The sequence below is a fragment of the Pseudomonas sp. C2.3V genome (assembly GCF_058536325.1).
On record NZ_JBZUBN010000001.1, the window covers coordinates 2,232,165 to 2,254,557 of the forward strand.

Consider the following 22,393-nt stretch of genomic DNA (forward strand, 5'->3'; position numbering starts at 1 on the left):
TTACAAGCAGCCTGATACGGTGCTTCTGATTCCAGCAAAAGGAAAGGGATTATTCGCCTTGCCGTCTCGCAGGACGACTTTAGTCCCATGCGAAGTCTTGTCAGCAATAACCAGTGCCGGAGCTGGCGAGGCCAACCCTTGAGGAACCAGGGCCTTGATACTACTTCCCTTCCTCTCAATAATAACTTTTGACTGATTGACAGACAGGTCTGTCATCAGGCACTCCATAAAGGCATCTGGATCTTTATTTGATCTTCCCGCTAGAGAAGGCTGTACCTTTTCAATATCGCCAACCCCAGCGCAACCTGTTAAAGCAAGGCTGATAACTACTACTAAACGCTTCATGCCTACCCCGGCTAAACCGCTCCATTGATTAAATACGAATCCAGAACCTCTGGAGCCGTCTCGATCAATTAACGTCAAGAAAGATGTTCGAATGAAAGCTGCATCAACAGTATTGGTGCGGCCGCGTCAGATTGGCTAAGTGTCACGGTAGTTCTTCAGGATCTTTGTCTGGCATCAGTCGATGCCAATCAACACCCAACCCTAGACACAACGGGACCAGCATCCACAGCCAGTAACTGTGCCTGAATCCAAAGAAAATACAGCCAAACGCCAATAGAAACGCCCACCCCTCTATCTGGAGATTGCGCTTCAGGTTGATCCATTTTCCCATATACACTCAGTCGCTCCAGACTATGCCATACAGAGCGAACTACAACGTTAAACGTGTAAGGATACTCAAGATTTGAGTGATCGAAAACACAACCCGACACTCAGTACCGATTTCAAGATCGCTGGTTATCGATCAGGATAGCGCGCGTTTCTTTCGATACGCTCTGTTTTACACCAAATAAAGTACTGCTTAACCGACTATTGCGGCAGAGTTGTCGATGTGCAGGAAAGGCTTTGTATATCCCACCATCAAAGTTACGCATCGGCGCTTCAGAAATACAAATAATTCTTATTTATAATACAGACTAAATGCATAATTACGTCTGAAAGTAATTTGAGAGTATTTTAACGCGCTACCAATTAGCGTATTCAATAGCTCGAACTACCCTGAAATACCAGCAGCCCTAGCGCTTGCCTCTGAGTATTCATCGGTCAGTACAAGAGCCACGTCATCATCAGTCGAAGACATTTTTTGTATGGATCTGGGTCGCCCTTCTAGGTGCTTCATTAACTTCCTTGGAGGCCCAGAAGTCCAGCAATGTAAAACTGGTCAGCCAAAAGAAGCATTCAGTACCGAAATGGCTGAGCGCTTATAGCCTGTTTTCTCCAAACAAGCTCCATTTGAGTACTGCTTGCAGATCATCAGTGAGCAGAACACACGTTTGGCTAGTCGCACTAGCCAAGCAGGCAACACCAGACGGCACAACCATTCTCCAAGCCGTTTCAGCCTCAATGAGCCTACTTCCCAATGTTTATGACTCGATCGAATATGACCCGATCAACGACTTTACGCCCCTCGCCTTGTTAGGGACTACACTTATGCTCTTGCTGTAGGGCCAGCAGCTCCGCAGTCTATCCAGAGCGTGGTTGCCTATGTCGACTGGGTTAGCAAAAAACCACACTTCCGAGATGTAGGTATAGCCCTGTATGGGTCTCAAAGTCATCTGGCAGGCTTGATGTTGGGCTTCGAAGAAGAAATTGCTCTGCGCATGCAAACATACAGTCACACCACAGCTATTATCGACGACCTACTCGACGGAGGATTGGCCGCCACGATATTTGTATGCGGACAGGTTAACAGCCGTAGAGCAGAAGGAAAGGTACACGCTCTTACTGTAACCAGCAAAGATCGCCTTCCTAACTGGCCGGCCGTCAAAACCTTCACTGGGCAAGGTATGCCGATGGATATAAATGGCTGGATTGGATGGTTCGTGTCAGCTAATACATCAGACCCAACGATTTCCGACCTATTTAACGTATGCAGCAGACCCAGGACTATCAGGAATTGCAAAAGCGTTATCTGCTTACTCAGGTTTCTCTTTCACCCGAGCAAATTCAAACAACGCATCACTGATGAAAATGGTTATTCCTGTAAGTTCATAACAGAATTAGGTATAAGCAAGCTGAGCAATAGCGCCTAAGCGTCACAACGGATAGATCCTGAACTTGACCAGCACCGCTTCGGCAGCCTATCTGAGGGCCTATCTGCACAATCAGCAGACACATAAGTTCAGACAACGTGAAGACCAGCTTGATACGGAAGCGAAACCCGACTCATCGGCCGGGTTTCAACAAGCTGAATCAGCACTTATGAATACTCTCCTCAAAAGCAGGCCATAGCACTGCGTGCTTCGTACCAGTGTATAAGGAGCTGCTTTCAAACATTATTTCTCTTGTGATGGAATAAACTCAGCGACTGCCTGATCCGCCGCCCGAGCCGGATGAAGATCCGCCCGCCCCGCCAGTGCCGCCCATACCGCTGCCCGCACCTCCAGGTCCACCTGCCGCACCACCTTGCTCCTGCGGACTGACATCTCCGCCCCCTTGATCTTTGCCCCACGGTACACAGCCAGTCGCCAACAATGCCCCGAATAAGATACTCGTCACCCATGCTGCTCGTTTCATTTTGGATCCTCCTGTCTGAACTAAGTGGGACCCTCAACATGGCCAATAAGTGCAAGGCGAGAGGCTCTACGGCGTTTCTTTCCTAGGAGTCACTCTGGTGCTTGTCCTGGGCACTATCCATAAGCGTCAGAAGAGCTTCACTAATGAAATCAGCATTTGCTGCAAGCTCTTCAAGATGCTCCATGGCACGACCTGACACATCGGTTGACCCGCGCTGATCAATCCAAATTGCAAGCTCCTCAACCGCTGCGCCGAGCGCTAATTGGTTCCGGTTCAAACGGGACAGTAACGCCACCATGATTTGTTGATCACCGTAAAGCATACCGGGCAGACTCCTGGGCTTGGGAATGAAACTACGCATCGCTTGAACGTTATACCTAACCTACTCCTACGCCGATATGATCAAAAGATCATGAATAGTTAAAGCATGACAAGACAAGCTCATCACTAGGCTAGCAACCGCACAAAAGGTAGTGATGCATTCTTTGTAGCCTTTCGCCAGCAAACGCAGCCGTACTCTAAAGCCTGGCCTGAGTATTGCTAGAACACTGAGGCACTATTCCTCAAGCTCTATTCTGTCAAAAAACCATCAAATTAAATTTTCGGCCGGTTTTGACGATAAGCAGACGTGCGCTCCGTTGTCCGTATTAGGTGTGAGCAATGAATATACTTTTTTATCTGTCCGGCTTTATCAGAAAAGCGCCGCTTTTCCTGTCATTTTTTGTTTTATTGACCGTCCAAACCGAAACTGCTAAGGCATCCGTAGAGTTGATAGGTCTGAATATGTCTGGAGCAGGGTTTGCAGGACAAGTGCTGCCTGGCGTAAACGGCCGTAACTACATTTTTCCTACAGAACCTTACTTTCAGCAATGGAGCGCCAAAGGCATACGGCTGATTCGCTTTCCTATTCTTTGGGAACGCCTTCAGCCTACCCTAGGTGGGCCGCTGGATCCGACTTACGCTGCCTTGATAGATGGTACGTTTAATCTTGCCAATAAATATGGCATGAAGGTAATTCTGGACCTGCATAACTACATGCGTTATCGGGGACAGATTATTGGTACAAGTGGTGTGCCTTATCAGAGATATCAGGACATCATGGCCAGGATTGCACAGCGCTGGAGCACCCAACCATCGTTGTATGCTTACGACATCATGAACGAGCCTCATGATGCCCTAGCCTATTGGCCAACGGCCGCTCAATATGGGATTAATGGTGTTCGCAGTATAGATAATGTTCGCCCCATCATGATCGAAGGTAACGGATGGGCTGAGGCCACCCGCTGGGCATACTGGAATGATCCGCTGCTCAAACTGCAGGATCCTGCAAATAATATTATTTTCGAAGCACATACTTACTTTGATGAGGGAGCTGGCGGCACATACGACGCTGTCGACGTTAGCACCCTAAGCCCAACATATGGTGTTGAACGTGTTAAGCCCTTTATAGAATGGCTGAAGAAAAACGGCAGACGAGGCTTTATTGGAGAATTCGGCGTTCCAGATAACGACCCCCGCTGGCTCACTATTATGGACAACATGCTGGCTTACCTAAGACAGAACTGCATTCCAGCAACTTACTGGGCAGCAGGTCCTGGCTGGGGAACATATAACCTGTCAGTAGAACCCGTTGGCGGACAAGACCGCCCTCAGTGGGCGACACTGAAAAAATATATCGATAATACAAGCTGTTCTTCCTATGGACCTGCAGTAACACCTGTTACAGCTCTGCCATCAGGAGCAGGAGTCATTACCCCGTCGACACCTAATACAGCTATACCAAAAGCCACACCTACAAATACGGCTCCTGTTTCAAATATCTCTGTGTCACTATCGGGGTTTGATGCACTAAACTATATAGCATCGTATCCGGACTTAGCGGCTGCTTTTGGTACAGACGTTCAAGCTGCAACGCAGCACTATATCAATACTGGATACAAGGAAGGACGGGTTGTGTCATTCAACCCTCTAAGCTATATAGCTTCAAACCCTGACCTGATTGTAGCTTTTGATACAGATACTAATGCTGCAACCAGACATTATATCCTTTATGGATATAGGGAAGGCAGAACGGTATCCTTTAATGCTCTATCTTATATCGCAAGCTATCCTGATCTTATAAAAGCGTTTGGTACAGATACTAATGCTGCAACCAGACATTATATCCTTTATGGATACAGGGAGGGCAGAACGGTATCCTTTAATGCTCTATCTTATATCGCAAGCTATCCTGATCTTATGAAAGCGTTTGGTACTGACATCAATGCAGCAGCCAAACACTACATACTAAATGGATCTAAAGAAGGCAGAAAAATTTCCTTCAGCCCAGATAGATACTTGGCAAAATATGCAGACCTCCGCGCTGCGTTTGGGTCGAATAGAAATTTTGCGACCCTGCACTATATAGATCATGGCTATAAGGAAGGGCGCTCACCCTGACGCTCATATGGATTTCGAATCGCACGAAACTATTCGCTTGACGATTCGCAATCCAAAAGTCTTATATATTTCAAAGTACTTCTGATCAGCCATGACCTTCAATAATCTATTTTTAACTAAGCCAGCCACTTATTTCAGCTGCAATGCACTAGGTTTTAACTCTCACTGATCAGCATCACTGGAAACCGAGCAAAACTAGCGGCAACATCAGGGTAAATTAGACTCACGTCTAGGCCTGCACAGGCGGACCCGACTACCACCTGCAATATAATTAGCGCTGCGCGCTAAAATGCTGACCCTTGGCGATCGCAAAGACCTTTTTGAAGGAATCCCTTAACTAGTGTGGTGAATCACAACTACCAAGCACAAATATGGTCTGCAGAGTGAGTATTCAAAACTGACTCAAGGAGGCATGCGATGAGAACAGGCCGTCCTGCTGTACTGATCACCCTGACCAGGCAAGAACATGCCGAGCTCAGCCGTCGAAGGGCTCAGCGTAAAGGTCCTGCGGATTCAAAACTATGCGCTGAAATCATCCTTTCTTGCGCTAGCGGTGAGCCCGGCTCATCGATTGCCAGGCGCCTGGGTATTACTGCTCAGACCGTATCGCGGTGGCGTCTTCGCTTCTCACAATGGGGACTTGAGGGGCTTAATGATGAGCCCAGATCTGGGCGACCCCGCAGTATCAGTGACGAGAAGGTTCAGGAGGTTGTTGATCGGGTCCGGCAAACCAAGCCTGAGGATGCCAGCCACTGGAGTTCGCGCCGCATGAGCAAGGCTACCGATATTTCCATGGCCAGTGTGCAACGTATCTGGCGAGCCTTTGGCCTTAAGCCTCACCTTGAGCAGACGTTCAAACTCTCAACCGATCCGGCCTTCGTCGATAAAGTTCATGACATCGTTGGGCTATACCTGAACTCACCGGATAAGGCTCTGGTGCTGTGTATTGGTGAGAAAAGCCAGATCCAAGCCCTGGATCGAACCCAGCCAGGTCTGCCTTTGGCACCAGGCCCTCCGGTAACTTGAACACACGACTATCAGCGCTTTGGCACAACGTCATTGTTTGCTGCGCTGGATGTTGCCACAGGCGAAGTGATCGGGCGTCTCAAGCGTCGTCATCGTAGCGCTGAGTTTGTGGAGTTCTTGAAGGCTATTGATGAAGAGATCTGTACGGACCTACCGGTTCACTTGCTCATGGACAACTATGAGGTGCATAAAACCGATCAGGTAAAGGCCTGGCTAGCCGCACACCCTCGTTATCAGGTGCATATCACCCCAACCTCGGCTTCCTGGCTAAACCTGGTAGAGCGCTTTTGCTCGACCCTTAGTCAGAGATGGATCAAGCGGCAATCACATACCAGCGTGAGCGATCTTGAGCAGTCTATTAACCATTATTTGGCTACTTACAACCAGAACCCGAGGCCCTTCCGCTGGAGTAGGAGCGCTGGTGAAATTCTGGCTTCAGTAGGTAGAGCAGCACGAGCTTTTCGTAGAAACTAATTAAACGTACTTGTGATTCACAACACTAGTATGAGTCTGGGCATAGATCTGCCTATATTCATGGATCAATAAATAGCACTTTTCTCGCAACTGAGCCAAGAGTCCCAAGCGCTGCGTTGGCCCTCCCATTGCTAACGGCGCCCTAATTTGTCAGCCCTCGGCGTTGCATAGATAATCACCTATCGCATATACAATGCCAAAGACAACCAATGCTCCCCCGGTCCTCTATCCGCAGCACATGCTGAAGAAAGCAAGCCGGTGGAAAGCTTTCAAGCTTGTACAGCCGCAATCAATTTTTATCCCCCGCAGACTGGTGAACTGAGATTATAAATCATCTAGACTCTTTCACACCTCTCGGACAGTCTTTATACTCCGCAAAAAAACCATACATCTCTCAGCAAATAATAAGGATATGAAATGAAAATACCAAACTTCAAAGGTTTATAAATTTTATAACTCCCCGTTTCTTTAAGTTAATTAATAAAGAATAAGCAAACAGCCAGATGACTTTAATAAGGTATTTTAAAATTTGGCTTTTCAACACTTTCTTGATGCTAGTCATGCTTTGATCGGAAGTCCTCATGCTTACTAACGAATCTTATTTAGGGCACGACAAAAAAGTGCTAAGGTCATCTACTGCAATTTCGGTATTTGTAGCAATAAGTTTTTTCGCAATAGCATTCATGTTATTTTTTATGCGAAATTCAGAGCCACTCCTCAATCCGACTGTGTTTGCTGAAGATGGTGTTTGGACAGGTATGGGAATGGAGCATGGATGGCTACAAACTGCATGGAATGCAAGGCCTGATTATAAGGTCGTCCTAAATGTCGCTATGCTTTGGCTAGCTGCAAAAACAAGCTATATTTTTACAGGAAGCCACATAGAAGGATTGGCTTTCTTTATAGCTATATTTTCATATGCTTTTTTTGCCGCTATCGCTACGCTTGGCTACCTTGCTACGCAAGGTATTATCAGCCACCCATTGAGGATCGTGCTTTACATTCTAATTGTAATGGCTCCAGTGGGTCTGCATGGAAATGAAATATTTGGAAGGATTCTCCAAATAGGGTTCTTTTTGCCACTGGCTTCTATTTTTCTTCTGATGATAAGAGACCAAACGCTTGGAGTTATCGGCACTATTACTATCGATGCGATTTTAGTTTTGTTCGTGATAACAAACCCAGTCGTTGCGTTACTGGTATTTCTATACGCAGCGCTTTACCTCCTAAAAAACAGGAACCTCCTCGCCACTATTAAAAGCTTAGCACCACTATGCTTGATTTCTCTAACCTACATTATCGCGGTAAAGGACAACGTTCGACCAGGCTCGTCGCTGCCTATAGCGTGGGACCAAAATCATGCTGTAGAGGCGATTGTAGCAAGGAGTGTGCTCTACCCATTCGTTCATTTAATTTATAGAAACATGACCGATGTTACTTCTATAGTTTTACTGGTTGTATTTATTACACTTATTACATGTGCACTTTACCTTTCCCGCAGGAACGGTAAGTGGTTTATACTCGCATTCTCAGCTGCATCGCTGTTCATCTACGTCGCGCTAACATTCAAGATGCGCGGGGGACTGACGACGCTGCTAAACGGATACAACTCGACGTTCCCTGACCGTTATTTTGTCGGAATAAACTTGATTGCGATGCTTTGCTTTGTTCTGGCACTCTCGATTATTATCGAAAGCGCAGGTAGGAATGTGCGCATTGCATGCTATTCATTATTGGCACTGATTGTTTTTTCCTATGTTTGGAAAGCAAGCTCAATATTCGAAAGAGGCAGGCCGACGATGGTAATTTACCAAGACAAATCATTTGGAGACCGACTGTGTGCTGCTAAAAAAACTATGGATGGACTTTATTCTCAAGTGCTAATAGAACCGGCAGGATGGTCAATGAAGATACCAAATGGAGAGCTTCATTTAACCAGATGCCCGTAGCTAGAATAGGCCACGATCAGGCAACCAGAATATACCAAGGTGGCGATATTAACATTTTCACCTTGGCATATACTTATTTCTAGCAATGTGAGTCACATCCTGCCATTTAAAACCAAAAGAATTACTTTAGAAATGCGCATCACTACTAGCCACTTTATTATGCACATAAACAGCGAAACCCGATGACTTCTCTCTGTATTCTTATTAGCGTAGCCAGATCAATAAGTTGAATTTACAAAAATTTTCACTTTTCTCAAGATAACAAACTTCGCAATATCAAAAATTAATATTCAGATTCCTGACTGGCTAGCTGGATGCCTTGCATCAACACAGTATTTATTCCAATAGAGCCGATCAAAGATCGTTTCTTTGGTACCTAAAATACTCGTATTGTCAGGAGCCTCGACCCATATATTATTTATAACTAATGTATTTTCTTTAACTGACACTGACGAAACATACCTCATGAAACGTGGAGCAGTTTCCCTGACGCCTACCCCGCTTAAGCGCCCACATACATATCCGTCCCCAGTCCCGCTACTCAATGAGCCTAAAAAGTAGGTATACCCAAATTTTGCTGACTTTGGGTCTTTCAGCTCTTTCTTGACTAACGCCTGACTTTTTTCAATAGCATCCTTCTCGGTTGGACTACATCCAGCCAAGCACACAAAAGCAATAGCAATTAACAGGACGTTTCTCTTCATGACTGGTCTCTTCAAACCGCTCAAAGGCTAAATACATTTTTTACATTGAAGTCCGAATATGATTACGCCGGTTTCTACCGCTTTCTATGAACAGTTGGAGGAGTCGAAACCATAAATCTTGCCGTACACCTTTAAGCCAAACCTTCATCATTGACCACCGTATAACTGTAGGCACAGTTATGCCACAATATGCCTAATGTCGGGAACGAATCCCGCTTTCATCACCGGTCAGCTGGGTCATAGCGTTCAACTGCTGCTATTACCCTAAGCCGCTGGATCTCTTCACAATCAGACTGCAACGAGCTGGCAAAACTTCAAATTGGCCTTGAATCGGTCCTCGCCTCGCTTATGACAGTCTGGACACCGCGACAGGTAAGACTCTTGATCTCCACCGCCAATATCACCATGCAGTTCGGGGCAAAGCCCCTGTTTGAAAATGTTTCAGTCAAATTCGGCAATAGCAACCGTTACGGTCTGATCGGCGCGAACGGTTGTGGCAAGTCGACCTTCATGAAGATTCTGGGTGGTGATCTGGAACCGTCAGCGGGTCAGGTCATGTTGGAGCCGAATACTCGTCTGGGTAAGCTGCGCCAAGATCAGTTCGCCTATGAGGAGTTTACCGTCATCGATACGGTCATCATGGGGCACACCGAGCTGTGGAGGGTTAAAGCCGAGCGTGATCGCATTTATGCACTTCCGGAAATGTCGGAAGACGACGGCATGGCGGTTGCCGAGCTTGAAGTTCAGTTTGCTGAAATGGATGGCTACACAGCCGAATCACGTGCAGGCGAACTACTGCTCGGGCTCGGTATTCCTCTTGAACAGCATTTTGGTCTCATGAGTGCCGTATCGCCAGGCTGGAAGCTTCGCGTGCTTCTCGCGCAGGCGCTGTTTTCAGATCCAGACGTGTTGCTGTTGGACGAACCCACCAACCACCTGGATATCAACACAATCCGTTGGCTCGAAGGTGTACTCACTGCGCGTAACAGCACCATGATCATCATTTCGCACGATCGCCACTTCCTTAACAGCGTCTGCACGCACATGGCCGATCTGGATTATGGTGAGCTGCGTCTGTTTCCTGGCAACTACGACGAATACATGACGGCCGCTACCCAGGCGCGTGAGCGTTTGCTGTCTGATAATGCAAAGAAAAAAGCACAGATTGCTGAGCTTCAGTCCTTTGTCAGCCGTTTCTCGGCTAACGCATCCAAAGCAAAGCAAGCTACAAGCCGAGCACGCCAGATCGACAAGATTCAGCTTGAAGAGGTAAAGCCTTCTAGCCGGGTAAGCCCCTTTATTCGCTTCGAACAGACTAAGAAACTGCATCGCCAGGCTGTAACGTTAGAGAGCGTTGCCAAGGGCTATGACGGCAAGCCGCTTTTTGATCGCTTGAGTCTTCAGATTGAAGCCGGTGAGCGCGTAGCCATCATCGGACCGAACGGGATTGGTAAAACCACCCTTCTCCGCTGCCTTGTCGGCGAGTTGCCTGTCGATAAAGGTGAAGTTAAGTGGACAGATAGCGCGGAGGTTGGCTACTTCGCCCAGGATCACGCCGAGGATTTCGAAGACGATATCAACCTGTTCGACTGGATGGGCCAATGGACCCAGGGCGGAGAACAGCTGGTACGTGGAACGCTAGGTCGGATGCTATTCTCCAACGATGACATTCAGAAGTCTGTAAAAGTCATCTCGGGTGGTGAACAGGGTCGTATGCTGTTTGGCAAGCTTATCCTCAAAAAGCCTAACGTACTGGTAATGGACGAGCCGACGAACCACTTGGATATGGAGTCCATCGAAGCCTTGAACCTGGCGCTCGAAAACTATCCCGGTACACTGATTTTTGTCAGCCACGACCGCGAATTTGTGTCCTCGCTCGCCACCCGTATTGTTGAGCTGACCGAAACAGGTATTACTGACTTCAGTGGTACCTATGATGATTACCTGCGTAGCCAAGGTGTAATTGGCTAGGCCAATGTAGCCTTTAGTATATAACGCTACAAAAAGCGGTGAGATTTATTAAAAGTCCACCGCTTTTGGGTTTTATCCTGAGCTCCGCGCTTGTATCATCCGCCATGCTTTTCCGATTCGCCCATGAAACGGATATTTCAAGCATGTTCCGGTATGTCCGGCTGTTGAAAAGAGAAAATGCCTTTTCCTACGTCGCTCACCTTATCGAGTCGTTGTGTACTCGATCCTTCCATCAGGCAGCCATGATGCCTGACCGCAGCGATATTCTTCGTTTCCTTAAGCATCGCCGCCGACTGTCTTCAACAAAATTATCTGTCAGCATTGTTAGTCTGCTTACGATCTGGCTTAAGATTGTTTATAACGTATTTCCGTTTGTGTTTTATGCCTCAAGCCCCATATGGATAAGGTGTGGCTTTGCATCGCGTCACAGCCAGATGTGTCTGGCACGCGAGCTCGAGGTATCTGAACTAGGTAATGCAGGCTCAAGTCGTAAAAGGCTTGGCCTTTATAATTCAAGAATGACCTTGTGCTTCAGGAGTACCATTAATGACCCAACGTGGTAGCGGAGAGTCGGATCTCGTTTTCGTGGGAGCCGGCATCATGAGTGCGACGCTTGCTGTCATGCTCAAGGAACTCGACCCCTCATTGAATGTGGAAGTTCTAGAGCTACTCAGTTCCGGCGCCGCCGAAAGTTCCAACCCTTGGAACAATGCCGGCACAGGTCACGCAGCACTTTGCGAGCTGAACTACACCCCGGAAGGCAAGGACGGTACGGTAAACATTACCAAGGCCATCGATATCAACATCATGTTCGAAACGTCCAAGCAGTTCTGGACCTACCTTGTCGAACAGGGCCATTTCGATTCGCCTAGAAGCTTTATCAATCCTGTTCCTCACCTAAGCTTTGTCCGCGGCGATAAGGATATTTCGTTCCTGCGCAAGCGCTTCGAAGCATTGTCGGCGACCCCCTTGTTTGCCGGGATGGAATACACCGAAGATCGTGCAAAGCTTGAAGAGTGGATGCCCCTGATGATGAAGGGACGCACCACGAATGAAAAGATCGCGGCGACACGCACTGAGAGCGGTACCGACGTGAACTTTGGCGCACTGACCACTAACCTGCTCCATCACCTGACCAAGCAGCCGGGTACCAAGATTACGTATAACCAGAAGGTTACCGATCTGCATCGCGAGCCTGACAATCGCTGGCGACTGACCATCCAAGATACCCAGACCGGCGCAACTCGCACCTTACGGGCCCGGTTTGTTTTTCTTGGCGCAGGCGGCGGTGCTCTACCACTCCTGCAAAAATCCGATATACCGGAAAGCCACGGTTATGGCGGTTTCCCGGTGAGCGGTCAATGGCTGCGCTGTGACAAGTCGGAAGTGGTCAGTCAGCATCAGGCCAAGGTGTATGGCAAGGCAAGCGTAGGCTCGCCCCCCATGTCCGTACCCCATCTGGATACGCGTGTCGTGGACGGCAAGAAATCTCTACTGTTTGGTCCATTTGCAGGCTTCACAACGAAATTCCTGAAGCAAGGCTCCTTTATGGACCTGCCTAAATCCATTCGAGCCAATAATCTGGGCCCCATGCTGGCTGTGGCACGGGATAACATGCCCTTGACCAAGTATCTGATCGGTCAGGTCATGCAGACGTTCGACCAGCGTATCGAGGAGCTTCGGGGCTTTTATCCAGAAGTGGACAAGAATGACTGGCGCCTTGAGATTGCAGGTCAACGCGTTCAGATCATCAAGAAAGATCCCAAGACGGGCGGCACTCTGCAGTTCGGAACGGAAATCGTGTCGGCACAGGACGGATCGATTGCAGCGCTACTGGGTGCCTCTCCAGGCGCGTCGACGTCAGTCTCGATCATGCTTACGCTCATTCAGCGCTGCTTCCCTGAGCAATACAAGAGTGAGGCCTGGCAGGCTCAGTTATTGAGGATGTTCCCAGCACTCAATGGTTCGCTGGATAAGGACCCTGAGCTGCTTCAGCGCGTGCGTTCACACTGTAATGAAGTTTTGCAACTCCGATAATATCGGTGAAAGAGGACGTGTTGAGCACGTCCTCTTAGAATAATTAGAATATCTAGCTAGCGTGTATTCACTGGACAACCGTCCACCCCGCCCCGAATACCGCCTCAGTGACTGTCGAATGCCATGAGAAACTCTTCCATGGCATTCGATTCGCGACCTTACTCAAGCCACTGCAGACGTCCAATCCACCCAGCCAAACTTCCAGGTTGCCAGGATCAGCAGACCAAAGACGATCCGATACCAGGCGAACATCGCATAACTGTGGTTACCAATAAATTTCAGGAGACCACGCACGGCGATCATCGCGAAAATAAAGGACGTGATGAAACCGATAGCGAATACAGGTAGGTCACTGGGCTGAAAAAGATCCCTGTACTTGTAGCCTGAATAGACCGCGGCGCCGACCATGGTAGGCATGGCGAGAAAGAATGAAAACTCGGTTGCAGCTTTTCGAGAAAGGCCAATCAGCAAACCACCAATAATGGTAGACCCCGAACGGGAAGTACCTGGGATCATAGCCAAACATTGAATGCAGCCAATCTTGAGCGCATCGACCCAGGTCATGTCATCGACATGATCGATATTCGTGTTGTGTTGGCGCCGCTCCGCCCACAGCATGATCACGCCACCAATAACCAGTGCCATGGCTACCGTGATGGGATTGAACAGGTATTCATGGATCGCATCGGCAAAGGCAACGCCCAGAATGACGGCTGGAAAGAAGGCTACCATCAGATTTACGGTAAACCGTTGAGCTTCTCGTTGGCGGGGCAAGCCGACCACGACATCGATGATCTTGCGGCGAAACTCCCAAACGACAGCCAAAATCGCACCCAACTGAATAATGATGTTGAACGCCATGGCTCTATCGCCACCAAATCCCAACAGGTCGGCCACAATAATCTGGTGACCTGTACTTGAGATCGGCAGAAACTCGGTCAAGCCTTCTACGATGCCCAAAATTAGCGCCTGGATGGCACTCCATAGATCCATTCGTTTCTCCATATAGCTGCCGAGGTAGCAGCGCTAGCTTGCTTATTCAATTGGGGGAGTCAGGTCTACAACCGGAACGCCGTGAACAATACCAGGCCTTACTTTTCGTTGGCATACGTTCAATAAAACGGAGCGATACAACTGAAGGTAAGATACGGTCCCTGTCCGACATATTTTCCCAGGGTGCTTAGGGTGTCTTCTTTTGAAATAGTTGCAGCCGTTTTAGGCGTTATCGCGGTCTGGCTCACGGTTCGGCAAAATGTTTGGGCCTGGCCGGTCGGATTAGTCATGGTCGTGATGTATGCCTGGGTCTTTTATGATGTCAAACTGTACTCAGATATGCTGCTTCAGGGCGTTTATGCCGTTCTGCAGCTCTATGGCTGGTGGCAGTGGGTCAAGGGCGGACAAGATCATCAAGGACGACACGTCACTCGTCTTTCAAATGCAGCTCTGCTGGGTAATCTGCTGGTAGGTGCTCTCGGGACAATTGCCTTAGGTTATTTAATGAGCACCCATACCGACGCAAGCCAGCCCTGGCTGGATGCGGGGCTGACCAGCTTTAGCCTGGTTGCTCAGCTCTGGATGGCACAGAAGCGGGTCGAATGTTGGGTGCTTTGGTTCGTAGTCGATGTAATCTACGTTGCGCTCTTTATCTACAAGGCCCTCTACCTGACCGCCCTGCTCTATGTACTGTTTGTTGGTTTGGCCGCGCGCGGCTGGTTTGTATGGCGACGTGAGGTAGCAACCGTATGAAGGTGATCGTACTGACAGGCCCTGAATCCACTGGCAAGTCATGGTTGGCTCAAACGCTCAAAGACAATCTGGACGGAATGCTGGTAGGCGAATATGTGCGGGAATACTTTGCTACGCTAGGGCGCGATACTACCTACGAAGACATCACCCCTATCGCGCGTCGTCAGCTTGAACATGAAGACGCAGCACGCCAGCAGCGCCCCGCTCTTCTGATCCTAGATACTCATCTCTTAAGCAACATCTTGTGGAGCCGCTTTCTATTCGATGATTGCCCGGACTGGCTGGAAGCTGCATTGCTTGCGCGCCACTACGATCTTCATCTGCTGCTGGACCCGCGGGAAGTACCCTGGAGCAACGACGGACAACGCTGCCAGCCCGACATGCGAGACCGCCTGGCCTTTTATGAGGCTTGTAAAACGTGGCTGGATAACCATAAGCAAACCTATCGGTGCATCGGAGGCAACTGGGCGAATAGACAACGCCTGGCCTTGCAATATGTCACTGAGTTGCTGGAAGGTTAGCGTACCTGCATGTCTATCCAGTAAAATGATGAAATCATTTGGAGGCCCTATGCCAGACGACGATTTCTCATCATTCGCCAGTGAAATGCGAGGCGTTCGACGCTTGGTAGATGACCATGCAGACACCGGTAAACCGCGCACGGATCGTCAGCAGGTCGTCAAGCGTCGTGAAGCCGCCATACAGTCAACGACAGCTATCAAGGTTGATGGGTTGTCTGATCAGTTCATCATCGACGTGGGTGCTGAAGACGAGCTTTACTGGGCACGTGATGGTGTTCAGGATAGCCAGATTCGTAAGCTCAAGGCCGGGCAGATTCCGTTTGATGGCAGCCTGGATTTGCATGGCATGACGGTAGAGAAAGCGCGCGCGACACTGTGGGACTTTATCGCTGAGGCAACGAAATTCGAAGTTCGCTGCGTTCGCATTACTCACGGGAAGGCAGCGCGCCTTGACGGACGACGTCCGCTCATCAAGAGTCATGTCAACACTTGGTTGCGTCAACATTCTCAGGTGCTGGGCTTTGTGTCTTGCCAACCGCGCCATGGCGGTACTGGCGCCGTCTATGTACTGCTTAAACGAACCATGCTGGAAGGTCGGGACGAATAACCTAGCTTTCCAGTCAGAATTGATTTTAATCGCCGCAGCCCCTACTCTCCTCATCCCGCATCGCTGCGGTGTCAATATCCATAGGAATTACCATGTCATTGGAACAACACTACTCCGCCATTCTTTCTCAGTTAGGCGAGGATGTTTCCCGGGAAGGCTTGCTGGATACGCCCAAACGTGCCGCCAAAGCCATGCAGTACCTGTGCAAAGGCTACAACCAGACGTTGGAAGAAGTGGTTGGAGATGCGCTGTTCACTTCAGACAATAGCGAGATGGTATTGGTCAAAAACATCGAGCTGTATTCCCTGTGCGAGCACCATATGCTGCCCTTTATCGGCAAAGCTCACGTAGCCTATATGCCAAGCGGCAAGGTGCTGGGCTTGTCCAAAGTTGCCCGCATCGTTGATATGTACGCGCGCCGCCTGCAGATTCAGGAAAACATGACCCGTGAAATTGCCGAGGCGATTCAGAAAGTCACCAACGCGGCGGGTGTAGCGGTAGTCATCGAGGCTCAACATATGTGTATGATGATGCGCGGCGTCGAGAAGCAGAACTCATCGATGGTTACTTCCGTCATGCTTGGCCAGTTCCGTAGCAACGATGCAACACGCGCCGAGTTCATGGGCCTTATCAATCGATAAGTCTGATGCTCGTGAAAAACCGGCCTGAATGGCCGGTTTTTTATTTAACCTGCATTGCGGTGTTGGGCCTGTACGTCATCAAGCCCCTTGGCCTGGATAGTCCATAACGACTCGAACAGTCCTCCACTTCGCTGCAAAACAGCCGGTGGGCCATCTTCGACAATACGCCCTTTGTCCATCACGATGACCCGATCGAACGATGCGACTGTAGACAACCGATGGGCTACTGCCAGAACAGTGCGTCCACGAACCAGGTCCGTCAGCGCCATCTGAATTTCCTTTTCCGAATGCGTGTCCAGCGCAGAGGTCGCCTCATCCAGAATCAGGATGGGGGAGCTCTTCAAAAACGCCCGCGCAATGCCCAAGCGCTGACGCTGCCCTCCTGACAAGCGAGCCCCTCGTTCGCCTACCAGTGTGTTGTACCCTTCGGGTAGCTGGCGTATGAAATGATCGCAATAGGCGTGGCAAGCTGCTTTATAGACCTCTTCATCCGTAGCATCAGGTTTTCCATAACGGATATTTTCACGGATGGAGCGATTGAAGAGAGCGATCTCCTGCGGCACCACTGCGATGGCTGCGCGCAAGCTGTCTTGGCTGACTTCATGAATAGGCTGACCATCGATAAGAATGCGACCGTTACTCACTTCATCCAGACGTTGAAGAAGGTTAATCAACGTAGACTTGCCTGCCCCGGAGGTGCCCACTAGGCCAACCTTTTGGCCTGAGGGAATGTGCAAGGACAGGTCATCAATGACTTTGGATCCGTCAGGATAGCTGAATGAAACATGCTCAAACGTGATGGAGCCTGATTTGGCATTGAGAGTAGCAGCGTTTTCCGTGTCCTGAATGCCATGGGGCTGGGCAATCACCTTGAGCGTATCGGCCACCGTTCCAAACTGCTGCGCGGCATCGACCAGTGCCAGCGCCAAGTCTCTGGAGCCATGCAGAATACGGAAGGTCAGTGCACTTACCACGACGACGTCACCAGGCGTAACAGTACCTTGTCGCCACAGGTAAATAGCCCAGAGCAGCATAGAGCCGGCCATCAAGGTCAGGCATATATCGTGTAGAACTCGCGCTTTTTCAACGTACATCCAGCTACGACGCTGAGCACGTGCCTCAACACCCAGTTCCTGCGCCAAGCGATCACGCTCTCGAGCCTGAGCCGAAAAAGCCTTGATAGTCCAGACATTGGAAACCATGTCCACAACCTCTCCGCCTACACGCGACGCTTGCTCGGCAAAGGCCTGATGCTTATGGCGACCACGGATGCCAAAACCCGTAATGATGCAGCCAACCAGCAGCACAAAGCCTATCAACGCCAGCGCCATTTCCCAGCGGATGGACAGCATAACGACTACCGCCCCCAGGAAATCGGTACAGGGCGGGACGATACGCCACGTCAACGCGGAAAAAATATTCGCGACGGCTGTGCTGGTCTGATTGATTCGATTGCCCAATGCGCCAGAGAAATGCTCCTTAAAGTAACGCATTGGGTGGCCGGTCAAATACTCGAACAGATCGATTCGCAGATCTACGCCTGTCTTGACAATAGTCCGACAGCCAAGCCACCCACCTCCTCGCCACAGGATGTTTTCAAGAGCAATAAGTCCGATGAAAAAACCAAAGGGGAGCCAGACATTGGCTTCCATCCGGTTGTCACTGGCCATGGCATCCACAAGAAGCTTCATGGCGTACTGAACGGCAACGGCGCAGGTGGCGCCGCCAACCATTAGGAAAAACAACCCTCCAAACGCCAAACGGCGCCGACAGACATAGCGCCATAGAAACGCGATCGGACGAGAGGGGAACGGTCGCCCCCCTGGAGAGCTGGAAGTGTTGCTCATGAAGCCTGTCCTTCAGCCATCGCAGCGAACTGAGCCTGTTGACGCTCCAGCTCTTCTGCCAACGGAGAATAAATGGCTCGATGACCCTGAGGATCAGCATAACCATATAAACCGACTTCACATAGGCGCTCATCGTTCCATCCCGGATAGTCCAAGATGGGATACAGGCAAATGCCTTCGACAGGGATATTCTGAGTCATGGCGTTACGAACTTCTTCACATACGTATGCCAGCCATGAAGGCCTCGCCTCACCTTCCGCTCCTGTCTCTGCAATCATGAGCGGCCGCTGGTAGCGGGCATAGACCTCAGCCAACATTCCACGCAAGGGACGATACAGTGGGTCATCCCGAAAAACGGTTTTACCGCCGTTAAACCATTGATTGTCGGAATAGAAGTTGAGCCCTACGATATCAAGATATTCAGCCTTCCCACCGAGCCCCGGCCAAGCTTTTCCACACAACATGTCCCAGGCTTCGAACTGAGACTGCCGGTAGGCTTCGGCCGCCTCGCGGTCTGCTGCTCTACCAGAGGCAGGAATCACATTGATGAGTGGGTCCGCCTGGACGAACCGAGCCTTGGGCGCAACACCACGAATGGCTTCGATGGCAGCAATCGAGGCTCGGATCAACTGATGCTTGAGTTCAGCTCCCCGCTTGACACCCTTGGGGTTGAACTGACCCGTATCACCGCCACCCCATGCCCAAAAAGATATTTCATTGACTGGACAATAAAAGGGTACCTCTATGCCTTCGTCACGCATAAACGTGGCAACAGCCTTTGTGAATCGCTCAAAGCGTTCCACAAAGCCGGGATACCAAATATCGATGTCGTCAGGCCACCCATAGTGGCACAGGTCCCACACAATCTGGACACCCTCTTCCCGGGCGGCTTTGACCTGGGGAAGCAGGCTCGACCAGTCAAAAAAACCTGGCCGCGTCTCAATCAGATGCCAGCGCACACCATCACGAGCAGCCTGAATACGGTGGGTACGCAAGCGCGCAAAGTCGGCTTTCGCAAAGCGATCATGCCCCGTCGCCTGGATCAAATCCAGGCGACGGTTATCGAAACGGCGGTGAGTTGAGCACTCGAACCCACCCAGGAAAAAACTGTTAAAAGTCCCAGGTACATGCATCGTAATGTGCTCCGGTCTTTATACTGCTGAGACTTCAGCAGTGTCCTCAACCACACCTTCCGATTCCGCGATACGCTTGTAGGCTGTCAATGCCTGTCCAACGACCTGATCCATGTTGTAGTACTTGTACGTACCCAAGCGGCCCAGGAATGTCACGTTAGGCGTTGAGTTAGCCAACTCCTGATATCGCTTGTAGAGCTCGGCATTTTCCGGGCGAGGGATTGGATAATAGGGGTCGCCCTCCGCCGAGGGATATTCATAGGTCACGCTGGTTTTCAAATGCTCTTGGCCGGTCAGGTGCTTGTATTCACTGATACGGGTGTATGGAACATCTTCAGAGGGATAATTGACGACTGCCACAGGTTGGAACTGCGCCGAATTGACCGTTTCGTGATGAAACTTTAGCGAGCGGTACGGCAGCTTGCCGTAGCAATAATCAAAATATTCATCGACAGGACCGGTATAGATCAGATGATCGAACTGGACTTCGTTGCGGATCTCGCGGTAATCGGTGTTGAGCATGACCTTGATGTTGGGATGATTCAGCATCTTCTCGAACATACGGGTGAAGCCATGCAATGGCATGATCTGGAAGGTATCGCCGAAATAGCGATCATCCGTATTGGTACGGGTAGGAACGCGCGAAGTGACTGATTTATCCAGCTGTGACGGATCAAGCCCCCATTGCTTACGGGTGTAGCCACGGAAGAACTTCTCGTAAAGCTCACGGCCTACCTGATTGATGACAACATCCTCAGATGTCCGGATAGGCTCTACCGGTTCAGCCCGACCTTTCAGGAAGCTCTCGGCCTCCTCGTCTGTTTTCAGGTCAAGACCATACAACGCATTCACCGTGGTACGGTTGATTGGGATCGGTACCAGTTGATCGTCCACATAAGCAAGCACCTTATGCTCGTAGGTACGCCACTCGGTAAAACGGGAAAGATAATCCACGATCCGCTGCGAGTTGGTATGAAAAATATGCGGGCCGTAGCGATGAATCAGAACCCCTGCCTCGTCATAGTGATCATAGGCGTTGCCCGCAATATGGGGCCGGCGGTCTACAATCAGGACACGCTTGTTGAGCCCTACGGCCAGACGCTCAGCCAGTACGCTCCCGGCAAATCCGGCGCCTACGATCAGATAGTCGAACCCACGTCTCTGGGATTCGTTTGAACTCGCTACACCTGCAGACATGGCTTCCCCCTCGTTTATCGTGCGCATTTCATTTGCTCAGTCATGCCCTGCCAAGTGGCATCCCACGACATTTCACCCAGGATAGAGTCGGCCTGTTTCAAAAGCCCTTCCCGGTCCTGGGCATCTACCAGCGAAGCCTCTACGGCACGAATGAATGCTTCAGCGCTATCTGCAATACGGACGATACCCGACTCACCATAGGTGCGTACCACATCGGTAATGGGTGTCGATACGACAGGCTTACCGCCTGCCAAGTATTCGGGCGTCTTGGTAGGACTGATGAAACGTGTCGACTCGTTTAAGGCAAAAGGCATGATCGCGACGTCCCAGCCCGCAAGATAATGGGGCAGCTCGTCATATACCTTGCCGCCCAAGAGATGAATGTTGTCGAGCTTAGGCAAACTATTGGGATCTATCTTGACGACCGGACCAATCAGCACAATGTGCCAATCAGGCCGTTGACGCGCGACCTCGGCCAGCAAGTCGATATCCAGACGCTCGTCAATCACGCCATAAAACCCAAGACGCGGATGCGGAATACTGTTCTGGTCATCAGGATCAAGCTGCTCGGCGCGGGCTTGAGCGAAATGAGCGATATCTACACTGCTCGGGAAAGGATGGGCGTTAGGGTGGCGCTCGCGCTTGGCCTCATACAGGCTATAACCGCCCGTAAACACCACATCGGCCTTTTCCAACAGAAGTCGTTCACGCTCTAGCATTTCCGGCGGCGCGCCTCGGAAAGCAGAAAGCTCATCCATGCAGTCATACACGGTAAGCGTGGATTTCAGGTGATGGCTGAAGGGCCAGCTCATGGGTGTGTAATACCATAGAACCGCCTCCTCAATTCCGGACTCTTCGACGTATCTGTCCAGCAGACGCTTCAATACTGCCTCAGCCGCCTCGCCCTGTACGTCAACAGGCAGTCTGGGTACCAGACGCGTAACACCTAGATCAGCTTCGATTTCTTCAAGCCAGGGATTGGGTTCATCCGATGGCATCGGCTCTTCAAAGAACAGTACGTTGTAGTCGCGCGCAAAGCGGGACATCAAGTGCTGAGGCCGTTGGTAGACGAAATTCCAGCGCAAATGGGAAAGACAAATCAGGGTAGGAAGGTTTTCCCTGCCTGATGCATCAAAGCCCATTTCCGTTCTGGATGACGGCTTTGACTTGCCAATCTCATATTGAAAGGGTCCAGCCCAGCTCATCGATTACTCCTTAACTCGTGTATGACCAAGTCAGGAACTCGTACAACACGAATCGAGTTCTATGCCTTTTCCCGTTGGAAAGATCCGATTCTTTCCATTTAAGAGCTAAACCCGCCGGCTACTCAATACGTCAAAACCGGCAAAAATCAGAACACCTTGCATTCGAACATCATCGAATATCAATGGAGTCAATGGGCGGTGAGACTGGTTCTGAGCAAACCCAGTTCCAACCCTTTCGTCGATACATGTTTTTTTACACTTACCTCATTCCTGTAGGAACTAGTCGTCATATCACCGGGTCTGGCTTTATACATGC

Annotated in this window: 18 protein-coding genes and 3 pseudogenes; 11 read left to right on the forward strand and 10 right to left on the reverse strand. The window is 50.0% G+C overall.

Annotated elements, in window-relative coordinates; all coding sequences use genetic code 11:
- Entirely contained in the window at nt 1-345 is a 345-nt protein-coding gene (locus tag AC4LF3_RS10340) for a hypothetical protein (RefSeq protein ID WP_019365581.1), read from the reverse strand.
- A 142-nt stretch (nt 346-487) separates the two neighbouring features.
- Nucleotides 488-676: a hypothetical protein gene (locus AC4LF3_RS10345; RefSeq protein WP_010798406.1), complete on the reverse strand. Its 189-nt coding sequence runs from the start codon at nt 674-676 to the stop codon at nt 488-490.
- Nucleotides 677-1,499: 823 nt separating this feature from the next.
- Here AC4LF3_RS10345 and AC4LF3_RS10350 point away from each other — a divergent pair.
- Nucleotides 1,500-2,096 (forward strand): annotated as a pseudogene (locus AC4LF3_RS10350) (tripartite tricarboxylate transporter substrate-binding protein); the annotation flags it as partial.
- Between the two features lie 268 nt (nt 2,097-2,364).
- On the opposite strand, the gene AC4LF3_RS10355 reads toward AC4LF3_RS10350, so the two are convergent.
- Together AC4LF3_RS10355 and AC4LF3_RS10360 are read right to left on the reverse strand one after the other, a co-directional pair.
- Entirely contained in the window at nt 2,365-2,580 is a 216-nt protein-coding gene (locus AC4LF3_RS10355) for a hypothetical protein (protein ID WP_125888442.1), read from the reverse strand.
- Between the two features lie 82 nt (nt 2,581-2,662).
- On the reverse strand, nt 2,663-2,902 hold the full coding sequence (locus AC4LF3_RS10360) for a hypothetical protein (RefSeq protein ID WP_074826660.1): 240 nt from the start codon (nt 2,900-2,902) through the stop codon (nt 2,663-2,665).
- Between the two features lie 338 nt (nt 2,903-3,240).
- Here AC4LF3_RS10360 and AC4LF3_RS10365 point away from each other — a divergent pair, with 338 nt between their 5' ends.
- From AC4LF3_RS10365 to AC4LF3_RS10375, 3 genes and pseudogenes are all read left to right on the forward strand, one after another.
- Entirely contained in the window at nt 3,241-5,019 is a 1,779-nt protein-coding gene (locus AC4LF3_RS10365) for a glycoside hydrolase family 5 protein (RefSeq protein ID WP_491835240.1), read from the forward strand.
- Nucleotides 5,020-5,436: 417 nt separating this feature from the next.
- Nucleotides 5,437-6,519: pseudogene (locus tag AC4LF3_RS10370) on the forward strand (IS630 family transposase).
- 581 nt (nt 6,520-7,100) lie between these two features.
- Complete coding sequence (locus AC4LF3_RS10375; protein ID WP_491835241.1) at nt 7,101-8,468, forward strand: hypothetical protein; 1,368 nt, start codon at nt 7,101-7,103, stop codon at nt 8,466-8,468.
- Nucleotides 8,469-8,758: 290 nt separating this feature from the next.
- Here AC4LF3_RS10375 and AC4LF3_RS10380 read toward each other — a convergent pair whose 3' ends face one another.
- Entirely contained in the window at nt 8,759-9,172 is a 414-nt protein-coding gene (locus tag AC4LF3_RS10380; RefSeq protein WP_010798416.1) for a hypothetical protein, read from the reverse strand.
- A gap of 154 nt (nt 9,173-9,326) precedes the next feature.
- Here AC4LF3_RS10380 and AC4LF3_RS10385 point away from each other — a divergent pair.
- The 3 genes and pseudogenes from AC4LF3_RS10385 to mqo form a co-directional block, all read left to right on the forward strand.
- Nucleotides 9,327-9,514, forward strand: a pseudogene (locus tag AC4LF3_RS10385) (site-specific integrase); the annotation flags it as partial.
- Between the two features lie 39 nt (nt 9,515-9,553).
- The gene (locus tag AC4LF3_RS10390; protein WP_491835242.1) at nt 9,554-11,143 is read left to right on the forward strand and encodes an ABC-F family ATPase; all 1,590 of its coding nucleotides are present in this window, start codon (nt 9,554-9,556) and stop codon (nt 11,141-11,143) included.
- Between the two features lie 546 nt (nt 11,144-11,689).
- Nucleotides 11,690-13,180, forward strand: coding sequence for a malate dehydrogenase (quinone) (gene mqo, locus AC4LF3_RS10395; protein WP_491835243.1), 1,491 nt, complete (start codon nt 11,690-11,692; stop codon nt 13,178-13,180).
- A 162-nt stretch (nt 13,181-13,342) separates the two neighbouring features.
- Here mqo and AC4LF3_RS10400 read toward each other — a convergent pair whose 3' ends face one another.
- Entirely contained in the window at nt 13,343-14,173 is an 831-nt protein-coding gene (locus AC4LF3_RS10400) for an undecaprenyl-diphosphate phosphatase (protein WP_010798420.1), read from the reverse strand.
- Nucleotides 14,174-14,365: 192 nt separating this feature from the next.
- Here AC4LF3_RS10400 and pnuC point away from each other — a divergent pair, with 192 nt between their 5' ends.
- The 4 genes from pnuC to folE all read left to right on the forward strand — a co-directional run bounded on the left by pnuC (nt 14,366) and on the right by folE (nt 16,695).
- Entirely contained in the window at nt 14,366-14,926 is a 561-nt protein-coding gene (gene pnuC, locus AC4LF3_RS10405; protein WP_037030284.1) for a nicotinamide riboside transporter PnuC, read from the forward strand.
- Nucleotides 14,923-15,447, forward strand: a complete 525-nt coding sequence (locus AC4LF3_RS10410) for an AAA family ATPase (protein ID WP_074826676.1) — start codon at nt 14,923-14,925, stop codon at nt 15,445-15,447. Before pnuC ends, AC4LF3_RS10410 begins: the two co-directional genes overlap by 4 nt.
- A gap of 49 nt (nt 15,448-15,496) precedes the next feature.
- Nucleotides 15,497-16,054, forward strand: coding sequence for a Smr/MutS family protein (locus AC4LF3_RS10415; protein WP_019365570.1), 558 nt, complete (start codon nt 15,497-15,499; stop codon nt 16,052-16,054).
- A 92-nt stretch (nt 16,055-16,146) separates the two neighbouring features.
- Nucleotides 16,147-16,695: a GTP cyclohydrolase I FolE gene (gene folE / locus AC4LF3_RS10420; protein WP_010798424.1), complete on the forward strand. Its 549-nt coding sequence runs from the start codon at nt 16,147-16,149 to the stop codon at nt 16,693-16,695.
- A gap of 44 nt (nt 16,696-16,739) precedes the next feature.
- Here the strand turns inward: folE and AC4LF3_RS10425 are convergent, their stop codons facing one another.
- Genes AC4LF3_RS10425 through AC4LF3_RS10440 form a run of 4 tightly spaced genes read right to left on the reverse strand, consistent with a single transcriptional unit; the run spans nt 16,740 to nt 22,077 of the window.
- Nucleotides 16,740-18,542 carry an ABC transporter ATP-binding protein gene (locus AC4LF3_RS10425; RefSeq protein ID WP_491835244.1) on the reverse strand — a complete coding sequence of 601 codons (1,803 nt, stop codon included), beginning with the start codon at nt 18,540-18,542 and terminating at the stop codon, nt 16,740-16,742.
- Entirely contained in the window at nt 18,539-19,675 is a 1,137-nt protein-coding gene (locus AC4LF3_RS10430; protein ID WP_491835245.1) for a family 1 glycosylhydrolase, read from the reverse strand. The genes AC4LF3_RS10425 and AC4LF3_RS10430 overlap by 4 nt, the downstream gene beginning before the upstream one ends.
- An 18-nt stretch (nt 19,676-19,693) precedes the next feature.
- Complete coding sequence (gene glf, locus AC4LF3_RS10435; RefSeq protein ID WP_374940344.1) at nt 19,694-20,899, reverse strand: UDP-galactopyranose mutase; 1,206 nt, start codon at nt 20,897-20,899, stop codon at nt 19,694-19,696.
- The gene (locus tag AC4LF3_RS10440) at nt 20,887-22,077 is read right to left on the reverse strand and encodes a glycosyltransferase family 1 protein (protein ID WP_491835246.1); all 1,191 of its coding nucleotides are present in this window, start codon (nt 22,075-22,077) and stop codon (nt 20,887-20,889) included. The genes glf and AC4LF3_RS10440 overlap by 13 nt, the downstream gene beginning before the upstream one ends.
- Nucleotides 22,078-22,393: the final 316 nt, after the last annotated feature.

Bases quoted from the DNA above. Each gene is read 5' to 3' on its own strand.
- AC4LF3_RS10340 (WP_019365581.1), bottom strand. From the start codon at position 345: ATGAAGCGTTTAGTAGTAGTTATCAGCCTTGCTTTAACAGGTTGCGCT.
- AC4LF3_RS10345 (WP_010798406.1), bottom strand. From the start codon at position 676: ATGGGAAAATGGATCAACCTGAAGCGCAATCTCCAGATAGAGGGGTGG.
- AC4LF3_RS10355 (WP_125888442.1), bottom strand. From the start codon at position 2,580: ATGAAACGAGCAGCATGGGTGACGAGTATCTTATTCGGGGCATTGTTG.
- AC4LF3_RS10360 (WP_074826660.1), bottom strand. From the start codon at position 2,902: ATGCTTTACGGTGATCAACAAATCATGGTGGCGTTACTGTCCCGTTTG.
- AC4LF3_RS10365 (WP_491835240.1), top strand. From the start codon at position 3,241: ATGAATATACTTTTTTATCTGTCCGGCTTTATCAGAAAAGCGCCGCTT.
- AC4LF3_RS10375 (WP_491835241.1), top strand. From the start codon at position 7,101: ATGCTTACTAACGAATCTTATTTAGGGCACGACAAAAAAGTGCTAAGG.
- AC4LF3_RS10380 (WP_010798416.1), bottom strand. From the start codon at position 9,172: ATGAAGAGAAACGTCCTGTTAATTGCTATTGCTTTTGTGTGCTTGGCT.
- mqo (WP_491835243.1), top strand. From the start codon at position 11,690: ATGACCCAACGTGGTAGCGGAGAGTCGGATCTCGTTTTCGTGGGAGCC.
- AC4LF3_RS10400 (WP_010798420.1), bottom strand. From the start codon at position 14,173: ATGGATCTATGGAGTGCCATCCAGGCGCTAATTTTGGGCATCGTAGAA.
- AC4LF3_RS10410 (WP_074826676.1), top strand. From the start codon at position 14,923: ATGAAGGTGATCGTACTGACAGGCCCTGAATCCACTGGCAAGTCATGG.
- AC4LF3_RS10415 (WP_019365570.1), top strand. From the start codon at position 15,497: ATGCCAGACGACGATTTCTCATCATTCGCCAGTGAAATGCGAGGCGTT.
- folE (WP_010798424.1), top strand. From the start codon at position 16,147: ATGTCATTGGAACAACACTACTCCGCCATTCTTTCTCAGTTAGGCGAG.
- AC4LF3_RS10425 (WP_491835244.1), bottom strand. From the start codon at position 18,542: ATGAGCAACACTTCCAGCTCTCCAGGGGGGCGACCGTTCCCCTCTCGT.
- AC4LF3_RS10430 (WP_491835245.1), bottom strand. From the start codon at position 19,675: ATGCATGTACCTGGGACTTTTAACAGTTTTTTCCTGGGTGGGTTCGAG.
- glf (WP_374940344.1), bottom strand. From the start codon at position 20,899: ATGCGCACGATAAACGAGGGGGAAGCCATGTCTGCAGGTGTAGCGAGT.
- AC4LF3_RS10440 (WP_491835246.1), bottom strand. From the start codon at position 22,077: ATGAGCTGGGCTGGACCCTTTCAATATGAGATTGGCAAGTCAAAGCCG.